Genomic DNA, 12,775 nt, shown 5'->3' with positions numbered 1-12,775 from the left:
CGCGGCTCTAGTCCACGCGGCTCTAGTCGACGCGGCGATCGGCCCGATGCCGTCCGAACCGTTCGACGTACTGGCCGGTGATGCGCTCCATCGTGGCTTCTTCGCGGGCGAGCCCGAACAAGGTGCCGGGAAAGTCGGCCTCGCGCTGCACTTCCCACAGTTCGTCGTGCTGGTCGGGTGAGAACAGCCGCGCCGGGTCCCCTACCGCGATCCATCCGATGGGCACGGTGGTCCGCGGTTCGACGCGCGCGTTGACGTGCACGACCGCGTTGATGCGGATCTCCGCCCCCGCACCGATCCGCGCGCCGGGAAACAGTGCCGCGCCGGTCGCCACGAACACTTCGTCCTCGATCGAAGCACCGTTGACGTGGCTGTGCGGCCCGATCAGTACGTGGCGGCCGATCGTGCTGGCGTGGCCCTCGCGCCCGCGCACGACCGCGTTCTCCATGACGATCGTGCTCGCCCCGATCTCGATCGCCCCGCCGTCGGCGGTGAGCACCGCACCGAACAGGACGCGAGCGTCCGCCCCGACGGTGACGTCGCCGCAGACGACCGCGTTCGGCGCCACGTAGGCGGACGGGTGGATGCGCGGCCGGGCTCCTTCGTGTTCCACGATCACGCGAACATCGTCCACACGCGCCTTGCGCAGTGCAACACGAATTCCGTGGCGCTAGATGAATCCGTTGGGGTCGTCGGTGTAGGTGCGGCCGTCCGGGGTGGTGACGGTGGTGACGCCGTTGGCGTCGGTGTGGAATTCCCAGCCTGGTTCGTCACGCAGGCCGTGGTGCACCCGGCAGAACGGGCGGATGTTGATTTTGTCGGTGCCGCCGCCTTCGCTCCAGGGCTGGATGTGGTCGAGGTCGGAATATTGGGCGGGCCGGGAACACCCCAGCATGCAACAGGTGCGGTGCAGGACTTGGATGTACTTGCGCATCTGTGCCGGTGGCCGGTAGCTCTTGCGCCCGATGTCGATCGGTAGCCCGGTCATCGGTTCCGACACGATCCGGTTCCACACCGAGTTGGAGTCGAAGGCGATCTCTCGTGCCATCTCAGGTGAGATTTCCCCGCACCCAGCCAGTTCACCCGGAGTGTTCCGCATCCCCATCAACGTGGGAAGGTCGATGTAGACGAAGATCTGCGCCTCCGACTTACCGCCACACTCCCCGCCCAGGCATCGCTCCACCAACGCATCGACCCGAAGCTGGTCCATCGTGCGTTTATCGCCCTTGCGCTTCTTCTCCAACGCATCCCGATCGCAGGCGGCATAGATGGCCTGGGCGCGATCCGAGGGGAGTTCGGCAAACAGGGTCGAAGACCCATGATCCCCATGCCGGATCTCCAACATCCGCGCCGCCGCCTTCGCCCGACGCCGCGCCTCGTACCCCTCCGGATCGACTCGCATCAACAGCGTGTTGACCATTCGCCGCAGTGAAGCCGAGTTCTTGTTCTCGAACTTCATTCGCGCATCCACTTCCCTTGCCACCTCACGGGAAGCACAGGCGGTGGCCTCGAAGACCTTGGCCGCCATACCCTCGTCGATGAGCCCGTTCTCCAGGGCTTCGAGGGTGCGGGGCAGGTATGAGGTCAACGCGTCAGCGAGCGCCGCCCCCGCCTGGGTGCAGTTGCACGACAACGCCACCCACGCCAGCACCGATCTTCGCGACCACTCCTGATTCATGGACGCGATTTGCCGCAGCAGCATCGCCTGCCCATACCGAAACCACCTCTTCCAATGCTCCGCAGAATTAGCAACAACCTGATCCGAAGAAATCTCTAATACGTCCACAAAACAATTCTACCGCTCAACCCATCACCCAATCGGGTACACAAATGATCACAACCTGCCACAACGCGCCCCCGACGAAACAGAAGACGAAAAACATACGGGACCTACAGTGCGTCGGGGACGCTATCCAAGGCGACCAAAGGTTTTTCGTTCCGTTGGGCACTGACGCCGGTGACCAACGACGCGACCTGCACCGAGGAGCGTCAGTGCCCAACGGCGCGCCGCAGGCGTGCCTGAAACTTTCACCGTGCCCACCAAAAAAGCGAGCAAACCCGAAAATGCAGCCCCCATTTTCCACTCTATCTGGAGCCACCGACAATTCGGCCGCAACGAGAGCAACGAGAGCTAGGAGCGCTAGGAGAGCGCAGCAAGGATCCCAGCGACCTCGCCCGCCCGGGTCAACGACACGAAATGACTCGCGTCGACACTGTGCACAGCGAACGGCGCTGCAGGGGAAAGCGCGTCGGCCTCCCCGATCATCCTGTCCTGCACCGAAACCGGCAGCACCCGGTCCGCGGTGGCGCGAATGTAGGTGCGCGGAATCCGGGGCCACGTCTCACGATCGACCGACGCGTCGGCGAGCATGACGCGCATCGATTCGTCGGGCTGCAGCGCGTAGTTCAGCACGGCGGGCGCCAGCACCGGGTCGAGATCGGCCATCAGCAGCTCGTGCTGGATGGTCACCACGCCGCCGTCGCGGGGGTTGGTGCGCGCGGTGCCGGTCTTGCGGGGATCGCCGATCCACACGGCTTTCCTGGCGATCGAAAGGATGTCGTCGTCCGCGGGCCTCGGTGCGTACTCGGCGACGCTGGGCAGTTCGACGCAGCAGTAGGCGCACACGTACACGATGTGCGCCAGCAGTTCCGGCGCGGCGTTGGCTACACCGGTCACCGTGCTGCCGCCCATGCTGTGCCCGACGAGGATCACCGGCCCGTGCTCGGCGGCCCTGCGGACGATCGCGAGCGTGTGCTCGACGTAGTCCCGCAGCAGCAGTTCGGCCACCGGTGACGGCGCGGACGCGAGTGCCGCGGTGTCCTGCGGGCAGTCGTACCCGGGCGGGAAAACGGTGTCGAAGCCGTGGCCGGGCAGTTCGACCGGCAGCGCGCGGTGGCCGCGCAGCGCGAGTTCGGTGACGACCGGGTTCCACAGGAACGAGGTCGCGCCCGCTCCCGGCACGAGCACGAACGTCGGCGATGCGGTCATTCGGTTACCCCCAGTGGTCGAAGGGTTTCATACCGGCGCGAGGCGAGTGTATGGTCCGGATGGGGCCTCGAACGCGGCGAGGAGAGACGATGCGAAAGATCATCCAGTCCATGTCCGTCTCGCTCGAAGGATACTTCGAGGGACCGAACCGGGAAATCGACTGGCACCTCATCAACGACGAGCTGCACACCCATCTCAACGAAAAACTCCGCCCGATGAGCGGTTTCCTCGACGGCCGCCGGACCTACGAGAACATGGTCGCGTACTGGCCGACCGCGGACAAAAATCCCGCGAACTCGGGCCCGACGGCCGAATTCGCGGCGATCTGGCGTGACAAGCCGAAGACCGTGTTCTCCCGGACCCTCGAACGGGCCGAATGGAACACCACGATCAAACGCGAGGTCGTCGTCGACGAGATCACCGCGCTCAAGCGGGAGCCGGGCGGGGACCTCGCGCTGGGCGGTGCCGATCTGGCCGAGACCTTCCGGCGGCACGACCTGATCGACGAGTACCACGTCTACGTGCACCCGGTCCTGATCGGCAGGGGCAGGCCCTTGTTCGGCGACGCCGACGCGCAGAAGAAGCTCAAGCTGATCGACAGCAAGACCTTCTCCAACGGCGTGATCCTCCTGCGCTACCAAGCCTGAACGCGCTGAAGGCCACCGCGGAAGTTCCGCGATGGCCTTCAGCCGAGCAACCTCGGATCAGTAGGTTTCGCCCGCTTCAGCCTTGGCCAGCAAGGACTTCGGCGGCTCGAAGTGGTCGCCGTAGCGCTTCGCGAGTTCCTGCGAACGCGCCACGAACCCCTTCAGCCCACCCGGGTACTGGTTGATGTACTGGATGACACCACCGGTCCACGCGGGGAAGCCGATGCCGAAGATCGACCCGATGTTCGCGTCCTCGACGGAGTTCAGCACGCCCTCGTCGAAGCACTTCACGGTTTCGAGTGCCTCGGCGAAGAGCATGCGCTCCTTGAGATCCTCGAACGGCACCTCACCGCTGCCCGAGTTGAACGCCTCGCGCAGCCCCGGCCACAAACCGGCGCGCTTGCCCTCGTCGTCGTACTCGTAGAAACCGGCGCCGGTGGAACGGCCCTTGCGGTCGTACTCGTCGATCATCTTGTCGATGACCGCCTCCGCGGGGTGCTGCTTCCAGGTGCCGCCCGCGGCTTCGACCGCTTCGCGGGATTCCTTGCGGATCTTCCGCGGCAGGGTCAACGTCAGCTCGTCCATCAGCTGCAGCGGCGGCGCCGGGTAACCCGCCTGCGAACCGGCCTGCTCGATCGAGGCGGGCTCGACACCCTCGCCCAGCGCGGCGACGGCTTCGTTGATGAACGTGCCGATGACGCGCGAGGTGAAGAAGCCGCGGCTGTCGTTGACCACGATCGGGGTCTTCTTGATCTGCAGGGTGTAGTCGAAGACCTTCGCGAGCGTCGCGTCGGAGGTCTTCTCCCCGCGGATGATCTCCACCAGCGGCATCTTGTCCACCGGCGAGAAGAAGTGGATCCCGATGAAGTCTTCCTGCCGCTTGACGCCCTCGGCGAGGCTGGTGATCGGCAGCGTGGAGGTGTTCGAGCCGAGCACCGCGTCGGCGTTGACGACGTCCTGGATCTCGCCGAACACCTTGTGCTTCAGTTCGACGCTTTCGAACACCGCCTCGATCACGAAGTCGACGCCCGCGAAGTCCGCCGCGTCCGCGGTCGGCTTGATCCGCGCCAGCAGCGCGTCCGACTTCTCCTGCGTGGTCTTTCCGCGGGAAAGCGCCTTCTGCTCGATCTTCTCCGCGTAGCCCTTGCCCTTCTCGGCCGCCTCCTGGGAGACGTCCTTGAGCACCACGTCGATCCCGGCCTTCGCCGAGACGTACGCGATCGCCGCGCCCATCATGCCCGCGCCGAGGACACCGACCTTGGTGGCGGTGAACTTCTCGAAACCGTCCGGGCGGGAGCCACCGGAATTGATGTGCTGCAGGTCGAAGAAGAACGCCTTCGTCATGTTCTTCGACACCTGGCCCGTCGCCAGGCTCACCATGTACCGCGTCTCGATGAGCAGCGCGGTGTCGAAGTCGACCTGCGAGCCCTCGATCGCGGCGGACAGGATCGCCCGCGGGGCCGGCATGTTCGCGCCCTTGATCTGCTTGCGCAGGTTGGCCGGGAAGGCGGGCAGGTTCGCCGCGAACTTCGGGTTCGACGGGGTGCCGCCCGGGATCTTGTAGCCCTTCTCGTCCCACGGCTGCGTGAACGCCTCGGGGTTGGCCTTGAGCCATTCCTTCGCCTTGGGCAGCAGCTCGTCGACGGTCTCGACGAGCTCGTGCACCAGGCCGAGTTCCAGCGCCTTCTGCGGGCGGTGCCGCGGGCCCTGCAGCAGGACGTTCAGCAGCGCGTTCTGGATGCCGAGCAGCCGCACGGTGCGCACGATGCCGCCGCCACCGGGCAGCAGGCCGAGGGACACCTCGGGCAGCCCGATCTGGCTGCCCTTCACGTCGGCGGCGATCCGGTGGTGCGTGGCGAGCGCGATTTCGAGGCCGCCGCCGAGCGCGGCGCCGTTGATCGCGGCGACCACGGGCTTGCCGAAGGTCTCCAGCCTGCGCAGGTCACCCTTGATGCCGTTGAGGCGCTCGGTGAACTCGGGCGCCTGCTCCGGCTGCGCCTTGATCAGGTCGTTCAGGTCACCACCGGCGAAGAAGGTCTTCTTCGCCGAGGTGATCACGACACCGGTGATCGAGTCCTTTTCGGACTCCAGCCGGTCGACGGTCGCGCGCATCGACTCGGCGTAGTCAGCGTTCATCGTGTTCGCCGACTGGCTCGGGTCGTCCAGGGTCAGCACTACGATGCCGTCGGCGTCCTGCTCCCAGCGGATGGTCTTGCTCTCGGTCATTTCTCCCTCACACCCGCTCGATGATCGTCGCGACACCCATTCCGCCACCGATGCACAGGGTCACCAGCGCGCGGCGCGCCTGGCGGCGCTCCAGCTCGTCCACCACGGTGCCGACCAGCATCGCGCCGGTCGCGCCGAGGGGGTGGCCCATCGCGATCGCGCCACCGTTGACGTTGACCTTCTCCTCGGGCAGCTTCAGGTCCTTGATCCACTTCAGCACGACGGACGCGAACGCCTCGTTGAGCTCCCACAGGTCGATGTCGTCGGGGGTGAGCCCGGCGGTCGCGAGGACCTTCTCGGTGGCGGGGGTCGGGCCGGTGAGCATGATCGTCGGCTCCGAACCGGTGACCGCGGTCGCCACGATCCTGGCGCGCGGGGTCAGCCCGTAGGTCTTGCCGACCTGCTCGCTGCCCAGCAGCACCACCGCCGCGCCGTCGACGATCCCGGAGGAGTTGCCGCCGGTGTGCACGTGGTCGATCTTTTCGACCTGGTGGTACTTCTGCAGCGCCACCGCGTCGAACCCGCCCATCTCACCGATGGTGGTGAACGCGGGCTTCAGCTTGGCGAGGCCCTCGACGGTGGTTCCCGGGCGGCGGTGCTCGTCGTGGTCGAGGATCGTCACGCCGTTGATGTCCTTGACCGGCACGACCGATTTCGTGAAGTAGCCGCCGGACCACGCGGCCTCGGCCTTCTCCTGCGAACGGACGGCGAAGGCGTCGACGTCGTCGCGCGAGAAGCCTTCCATCGTCGCGATCAGGTCGGCGCCGATGCCCTGCGGCACGATGTAGTTGTCGTACGCGGTGGCGGGGTCCATGAACAGCGCGCCGCCGTCGGAGCCCATCGGCACCCGCGACATCGACTCGACGCCGCCCGCGATGACCAGCTGGTCCCAGCCGGAGCGCACCTTCTGCGCGGCGAGGTTCGTCGCCTCGAGCCCGGAGGCGCAGAAGCGGTTCAGCTGCACGCCCGCGACGCTCTCCGGCAGGCCAGCGACGAGCGCCGCGGTCCTGGCGATGTCGGCGCCCTGCTCGCCGACCGGCGACACCACGCCGAGGACGATGTCGTCGATCGCGGCGGGGTCGAGGTCCGGGTGGCGGACCTTCAGCTCTTCGATCAGGCCTGCCACCAGGTCGACCGGCTTGGTCCCGTGCAGGGACCCGCCCTTGTTCTTGCCACGGGGCGTGCGGAGCGCCTCGTAGATGAACGCCTCACTACTCACTTCGGGTCTCCTCCAAGCAACACTGTGCGACCAAACAACACTGCGCGGGCAAACGTCTACCGGTCAGTAACGCTAATTGCTACTAACATATGCCCGACTTCCCCCAGGCTGTCAACGGTTTGCGTCGGAGTCCACTCAAGCTAATGTACGTTCACCTATGGACTCCGTGACCCCTTCGCCGCAGCGCCGCCCGCGCGACCGGAAGGCCCAGCTGGCCGCCCTCGCCGCGGGCCTGTTCCGCGAGCGCGGGTACCACGGCGTCGGCATCAACGACATCGCCGCCGCGGCCGGGGTCACCGGGCCCGCGATCTACCGCCACTTCGCCGACAAGCAGGCGATCCTCGCCTACGTCGTGCTGTCCGGCATCGACGAGATGGACGCCGCGACGGCCGACGCGCTCGCCGACGGCGTCCCCACCGCCGACCAGCTCGACCGGCTGCTGACCCTGCTCGGCACCCAGGCCGTCGAACGGCGGGAGGTCGCCGCGCTGTGGCGCTGGGAAGGCAGGCACCTGCCCGCGGGCGAGCGCCGCGAAATCCGCCGCCGTTCGGGGGCTGTGCTCGGCGCGTGGACGAAAGCGCTGCTCCGGCGACGCCCAGAACTACCGGAACCGGACGCGGAGCTGCTGTGCTGGGCGACGTTGAGCGTGTTCGGCAGCGTCTCGGTGCACCGCACGGCCGTGGCGAAGAAGCGGTTCGTGAAACTGCTCACCGAACTCGCCTCCGCGGTGCTCGACGTCACACTTCCCGAACCGGCCGCGCCGTCGCCCCCCGAACCGGAACCGCCGGGGCTCGGCACGCCGTCGCGCCGCGAACAGGTCCTCGCCGCCGCGACCGGGCTGTTCGCCGAACGCGGCTTCCACGCGGTCAGCATGGAGGACATCGGCGCCGCGTCGGGGATCGCGGGCCCGAGCGTGTACCGGCACTTCCCCAGCAAGGCGGCGCTGATGGTGGCGATCGGGCACCGCGCGGCCGACCGGCTGACGGTGGCCGCCGAGCGCGCGCTGAAGGCGTCCGACGAGCACGACGCGCTGCGCAGGCTCGCCGCGTCCTACGTGCACACGCTCCTGCGCACACCGGAGCTGCTGGTGTCGTTCACCGGCAGCTCGGAGGTCCGCGTCAGCATGCCGGAGCGGGACAAGACCGAACTGCTCCGCGTGCAGCGCGACTACGTCGGGCAGTGGGTCGCGCTGCTGGCCGCGGCACGGCCGGACCTGCCCGCGCGCGAGGTGAAGATCATCGTGCACGCGGCGCTCACCATCGCCAACGACCTGAGCCGCACGCGCCGGGTGACCGCGCGGCCCCATCTCGAAGACGAACTCACCGCGCTGCTGCACGCGGTCCTCGGGATCAGCTCCCGGTGAGGTAGGCCGCCGCGACGTCGTGGAAGGCGGTCGCCAGCGGGTTCGGGTCGCCGAGGCGGGTGAGGACCACGACCTCGCACGGGTCGACGCCTTCGAGCGGAATCGCGGTGAGGTCCGGGCGCAACGCGCTGCGCCCGTCACCGGCGGGCAGGACGGCGAGGGCGCGGCCCTCCGCGACGAATTCGAGCTTGTCCTCGAAGCTGTCGTCGAAGCCCACCTCGGCGGGTCCGCTCCACATCGTGGGGGAACTGGTGCAGGGGACGAACTCCTCGTCGGCGACCTCGTCGAACGCGACGGATTCCTTGCCCGCCAAGCGATGCGACGTCGGTACGACGAGGACCCGCGGCTCTTCGTAGAGGACGGTCAGGTGCAGGCGGTCCGTCGGGAACGGCAGCGGCAGCCTCGCGACGAGCGCGTCGACCCGGCGCTCGGGCAGGACGTGCGTGTCCCGCCAGGTCAGGTGCCGGGTGCCGACCTTGGCGCCGGGATACCGTCGGCGCAGCTCCCGCACCGCCGGGGTGATGATCAGATCCCCGACGTAGCCGATCGCGATCGCGTGCGGCGGCGCGGCCGAACGCGCGGCGAGCTCCGCTTCGCGGGCGGCGTCCAGCAGCGCCCGCGCTCGCGGCAGGAAAGCCCGCCCGGCCTCGGTGAGCCGGCTCCCCTGCGGGGTGCGGTCGAACAGCCGCACCCCTAGCTGGTCCTCCAGGCGCTGGATCTGGCGGCTCAGCGAAGGCTGGGCGAGATGGAGTGCGGTGGCGGCGCGGCCGAAGTTCAATTCGTCCGCGACGACCGTGAAGTACCGCACCAGCCGCAAATCGAAGTCCACGCACAGCAACGCTACTCGTCATGCGCGGACCGCATGACGGGGTGCGGAACAGGTCTTGGACGCCGCACCCGGTCCGGTTCTTGACTGGACGCATGACCGATTACACAGGCAAGACCATCGTGATCACCGGTGGCAGCACCGGTTTCGGCTTCACCACCGCGAAAGCGTTCGCCGACGGCGGAGCGCGGGTGCTGATCACCGGCCGCACCCAGGCCACACTCGATTCCGCCCGCGAACGGCTCGGAGAGCGCGCGGTGGCCGTGCGCGGCGACGTCGCTTCACTGTCCGATTTGGACACACTCGCGGACAGGGCGAAAACGGAGTTCGGGCTCGTGGACGCCCTGTTCGTGAACGCGGGCGTGGCCAGCGTCGGATCCTTCGAATCGGTGTCCGAGCAGACCTACGACGAAGTGTTCGCGATCAACGCCAAGGGCGCCTACTTCACCGTGCAGAAGTTCGCGCCGGTGCTGCGGGACGGCGGGAGCGTCGTGCTCAGCACCTCGATCGCGAACATCAAAGGGGTGCCGACGTTCAGCGTGTACTCGGCCACGAAGGCGGCTTTGCGCTCGATGACCCGCAGCCTGGCCACCGAGCTGCTGCCGCGGGGGATCCGGGTCAACGCGGTCAGCCCCGGCCCGATCGACACCGGCATCATGGAGCGTTCGACACCGAAGGACGTGGCCGACCGGCACCGGGAGCAGATGACCGCGAACAACCCGATGCGGCGCTACGGCGACTCCGATGAGGTCGCGAAGGCGGTCGCCTTCCTCGCCTTCGATGCCACCTACACCACGGGCGCCGAATTCCCGATCGACGGCGGCGCATCGCAACTCTGAAAACAGCCCCGCGCCCGCTCGGTGCCGGGCGATAATGCCGCGTGCCTTCGAGACAACGCCTGCACCGGGTGAGTGCGGGCGAAGAACACCGGGTGTCCACCCTGGAGCTGTTCTTCGACCTCGTCTTCGTCTACGCCATCACCCAGGTCACCCAGCTGATGGCGGATCACCTGACGGTGCTCGGCATCGCGCAGGGCGTCGCCATGCTCGCCGCGCTGTGGTGGTGCTGGACGAGTTACGCGTGGCTCGGCAACACGATCCACGTCGACCACGGTATCGCCAGGCTCGCGATGTTCGGCGCGATGGCGGTGATGTTCCTGGTGTCGCTGGCCATTCCCGAGGCGTTCACCGACCACGGCGGCGGCCTGTACACGCCGCTGCTGTTCGTCGTCTGCTACGCCGCGGTCCGGCTCCTGCACGAGGTCGCCTACCTCGGTGTCGCGCGGCACGACCCGGCGCTGCGGCGCGTGCTGCTGCGGATGCTCGCCGGCATGCTGCCGAGCCTGGCGCTGCTCGGCGGCGCGGCGTTCCTGCGCGGCTGGTGGCAGCTCGCGGCGTGGGCGGTCGCGCTCGTCGTCGACTACGCGAACGTGTGGCTGTCCGGGCCGAAGGGCTGGCGGCTGCACTCGCCCGCGCACTTCGCCGAACGCTTCGGGCTCATCGTGATCATCGCGCTCGGCGAGTCGATCGTGGCGATCGGCATCGGGATCGGGCCGCTGCCGATCACGTGGCTCGTCGTGGCCGCCGCGGTGTGCGGGCTCGCGCTCGCGGCGGGGATGTGGTGGATTTATTTCGACGTCGTCGCGCACGCCGCCGAAGCGAAGCTCACCCGCGCCACCGGCGAAGAGCGCACGAGGATCGCCACGGACTCCTACACGTTCCTGCACCTGCCGTTGATCGCGGGCATCGTGCTCGTCGCGCTCGGTCTGAAGAAGGCGTTCCTCTACCTCGCCGACACCGAACACCACGTGCCGGGCGAAGCGCTGCACGGCGTCGCGATCTGGGCGTTCACCGGCGGGCTCGCGCTGTACCTCGTCGCGCTCAGCTCGCTTCGGCGCCGCAACCTCGGCCGGTGGAACGTCCAGCGGCTCGTGCTCGCCGTCGTGCTGCTCGCGGCGACCCCGCTGCTCGAACACGTGCCTGCGCCGGTGCTCGTGGTGATCGCGACCGCGGCCCTGCTCGGGCTCATCGCCTACGAACAGGTCCGGTTCGCCGCGTGGCGCCGGGAGACACTGGCCACCCCATCGGAGGGGTGAGGTAGCGGTGAGCGCCTTCAAGGGTTAACCTACTCGCGAGTAGGTTAACGAGGCCGGGCCCTCCGGCCGAGGGAGGACGCGACGGTGAGTACGCCGCAGAAGAAACGGGACGCCATGGGCCTCGGGCTCTCCGCGCTCACCCGGATCGCCGGAAGCAAGGCCATCGACCGGCTCGGCCTGCGCAAGCCGGTCCAGAACCTGGTCACCGCGGGCACCAGGAACGGGTTCAAGGTCGCGGGCGCGGCGAGCAGGACGTTCGGGTCCGCCCAGCGCCTCGGCAAGCCCGCACGGCTCGCGCCCGCGAAGAACACGGGGCTGTTCGACCTCACCCCCACCGAGGACCAGCAGCTCATCGTCGAGACGGTGACCGAGTTCGCCGCCGAGCAGCTGCGCCCCGCCGCTGCCGACGCCGACGCGAAGCTCGAAGCGCCCGAAGGGCTCCTGAGCAGGGCCGCCGAACTCGGCATCACGCTCGTCGGCATCCCGGAGGACCTCGGCGGCGTCGGTTCGGAGCGCTCGGTCGTCACCGGCGCGCTGGTCGCCGAAGCGCTCGCGCACGGCGACCTCGGGCTCGCGGTCGCGGTGCTCGCGCCGTCCGCGGTGAGCACCGCGCTGGTGCTGTGGGGCGACGAGAAGCAGCAGGGCGACTACCTGCCCGAGTTCGTCGGCGAGAACGTGCCCGCCGCGGCGCTCGCGCTCGTCGAGCGCGCTCCCCTGTTCGACCCGTTCAAGCCGAAGACGAAGGCCCGCCGCACGCCGAAGGGCTACCAGCTCGACGGCGTGAAGGCGCTCGTGCCGCGTGCCGCGCAGGCGGAGCTGTTCGTGGTTTCCGCCGATCTCGACGGCCGCGGGCCCGCGCTGTTCATCATCGAGTCGTCCACCGCCGGGGTGTCGATCGAAGCGGAGCCCGCGATGGGCCTGCGCGGCGCGGCGACCGGAAAACTCGTGCTGGACAAGGTGAACCTGCCCGCGAGCGCGCTGCTCGGCGGCGGGAAGGCCGACGTGTTCACCGAGGTCGTGCGGCTGTCCCGGCTGGGCTGGGCGGCACTGGCCGCGGGCACCGGGAAGGCCGTTCTCGACTACGTGGTGCCTTACGTCAACGAGCGCAAGGCGTTCGGCGAGCCGATCAGCCACCGGCAGGCGGTCGCGTTCAGCGTCGCCGACATCGCGATCGAGCTGGAGGGCCTCCGGCTCGTGACGCTGCGCGCGGCCGCGCGGGCGGAGCAGGGCAAGCCGTACGCGCGGGAGGCCGCGCTGGCCCGCAAGCTGGCCACGGACAAGGGCATGCAGATCGGCAGCGCGGGCGTGCAGCTGCTCGGCGGGCACGGCTTCGTCAAGGAGCACCCCGTCGAACGCTGGTACCGCGACCTGCGCGCCATCGGCGTGATGGAAGGCGCCGTCCTCCTCTGA

General features: G+C 68.4%; 11 protein-coding genes. 5 read left to right on the top strand and 6 right to left on the bottom strand.

Annotated features, from left to right (window positions below; translation table 11 throughout):
* Positions 1-22 precede the first annotated feature (22 nt).
* The 3 genes from HUW46_RS29215 to HUW46_RS29205 form a co-directional block, all read right to left on the bottom strand.
* Positions 23-619: a gamma carbonic anhydrase family protein gene (locus HUW46_RS29215; RefSeq protein ID WP_215541993.1), complete on the bottom strand. Its 597-nt coding sequence runs from the start codon at positions 617-619 to the stop codon at positions 23-25.
* A 51-nt stretch (positions 620-670) separates the two neighbouring features.
* Positions 671-1,786, bottom strand: coding sequence for an HNH endonuclease signature motif containing protein (locus tag HUW46_RS29210; RefSeq protein ID WP_215541992.1), 1,116 nt, complete (start codon positions 1,784-1,786; stop codon positions 671-673).
* A gap of 354 nt (positions 1,787-2,140) precedes the next feature.
* Positions 2,141-2,989, bottom strand: a complete 849-nt coding sequence (locus HUW46_RS29205) for an alpha/beta hydrolase (RefSeq protein WP_215541991.1) — start codon at positions 2,987-2,989, stop codon at positions 2,141-2,143.
* Between the two features lie 89 nt (positions 2,990-3,078).
* Between HUW46_RS29205 and HUW46_RS29200 the strand changes: the two genes are divergently transcribed.
* A complete protein-coding gene (locus HUW46_RS29200; RefSeq protein ID WP_215541990.1) occupies positions 3,079-3,636 on the top strand; it encodes a dihydrofolate reductase family protein in 558 nt (185 codons plus the stop codon).
* Positions 3,637-3,693: 57 nt separating this feature from the next.
* On the opposite strand, the gene HUW46_RS29195 is transcribed toward HUW46_RS29200, so the two are convergent.
* Positions 3,694-5,862 (bottom strand): 3-hydroxyacyl-CoA dehydrogenase NAD-binding domain-containing protein, encoded by a 2,169-nt coding sequence (locus HUW46_RS29195; RefSeq protein WP_215541989.1) that lies wholly within the window; start codon positions 5,860-5,862, stop codon positions 3,694-3,696.
* 7 nt (positions 5,863-5,869) lie between these two features.
* Positions 5,870-7,081, bottom strand: a complete 1,212-nt coding sequence (locus HUW46_RS29190; RefSeq protein ID WP_215541988.1) for an acetyl-CoA C-acetyltransferase — start codon at positions 7,079-7,081, stop codon at positions 5,870-5,872.
* A 157-nt stretch (positions 7,082-7,238) separates the two neighbouring features.
* On the opposite strand from HUW46_RS29190, the gene HUW46_RS29185 reads away from it, so the two are divergent.
* Positions 7,239-8,444: a TetR/AcrR family transcriptional regulator gene (locus tag HUW46_RS29185; RefSeq protein WP_215541987.1), complete on the top strand. Its 1,206-nt coding sequence runs from the start codon at positions 7,239-7,241 to the stop codon at positions 8,442-8,444.
* On the opposite strand, the gene HUW46_RS29180 is transcribed toward HUW46_RS29185, so the two are convergent.
* Positions 8,431-9,273: a LysR family transcriptional regulator gene (locus tag HUW46_RS29180; RefSeq protein WP_215541986.1), complete on the bottom strand. Its 843-nt coding sequence runs from the start codon at positions 9,271-9,273 to the stop codon at positions 8,431-8,433. The two genes, HUW46_RS29185 and HUW46_RS29180, sit on opposite strands and share 14 nt — an antisense overlap.
* A gap of 92 nt (positions 9,274-9,365) precedes the next feature.
* Between HUW46_RS29180 and HUW46_RS29175 the strand changes: the two genes are divergently transcribed.
* The 3 genes from HUW46_RS29175 to HUW46_RS29165 all read left to right on the top strand — a co-directional run bounded on the left by HUW46_RS29175 (position 9,366) and on the right by HUW46_RS29165 (position 12,775).
* On the top strand, positions 9,366-10,109 hold the full coding sequence (locus HUW46_RS29175; RefSeq protein WP_215541985.1) for a glucose 1-dehydrogenase: 744 nt from the start codon (positions 9,366-9,368) through the stop codon (positions 10,107-10,109).
* A 92-nt stretch (positions 10,110-10,201) separates the two neighbouring features.
* Positions 10,202-11,365 (top strand): low temperature requirement protein A, encoded by a 1,164-nt coding sequence (locus tag HUW46_RS29170; protein ID WP_442860861.1) that lies wholly within the window; start codon positions 10,202-10,204, stop codon positions 11,363-11,365.
* 114 nt (positions 11,366-11,479) lie between these two features.
* Positions 11,480-12,775 carry an acyl-CoA dehydrogenase family protein gene (locus tag HUW46_RS29165; protein WP_215550181.1) on the top strand — a complete coding sequence of 432 codons (1,296 nt, stop codon included), beginning with the start codon at positions 11,480-11,482 and terminating at the stop codon, positions 12,773-12,775.

It is taken from the genome of Amycolatopsis sp. CA-230715 (assembly GCF_018736145.1).
In the GTDB taxonomy this organism is placed as follows: Bacteria; Actinomycetota; Actinomycetes; order Mycobacteriales; family Pseudonocardiaceae; genus Amycolatopsis.
Note: the sequence above shows the minus strand (reverse complement) of the source record. Positions and strands in the feature narration are given on the sequence as shown.

Excerpts from the sequence above, each read along its gene's own strand:
- HUW46_RS29165 (WP_215550181.1), top strand. The coding sequence starts at position 11,480 with ATGGGCCTCGGGCTCTCCGCGCTCACCCGGATCGCCGGAAGCAAGGCC.
- HUW46_RS29185 (WP_215541987.1), top strand. The coding sequence starts at position 7,239 with ATGGACTCCGTGACCCCTTCGCCGCAGCGCCGCCCGCGCGACCGGAAG.
- HUW46_RS29200 (WP_215541990.1), top strand. The coding sequence starts at position 3,079 with ATGCGAAAGATCATCCAGTCCATGTCCGTCTCGCTCGAAGGATACTTC.
- HUW46_RS29205 (WP_215541991.1), bottom strand. The coding sequence starts at position 2,989 with ATGACCGCATCGCCGACGTTCGTGCTCGTGCCGGGAGCGGGCGCGACC.
- HUW46_RS29175 (WP_215541985.1), top strand. The coding sequence starts at position 9,366 with ATGACCGATTACACAGGCAAGACCATCGTGATCACCGGTGGCAGCACC.
- HUW46_RS29195 (WP_215541989.1), bottom strand. The coding sequence starts at position 5,862 with ATGACCGAGAGCAAGACCATCCGCTGGGAGCAGGACGCCGACGGCATC.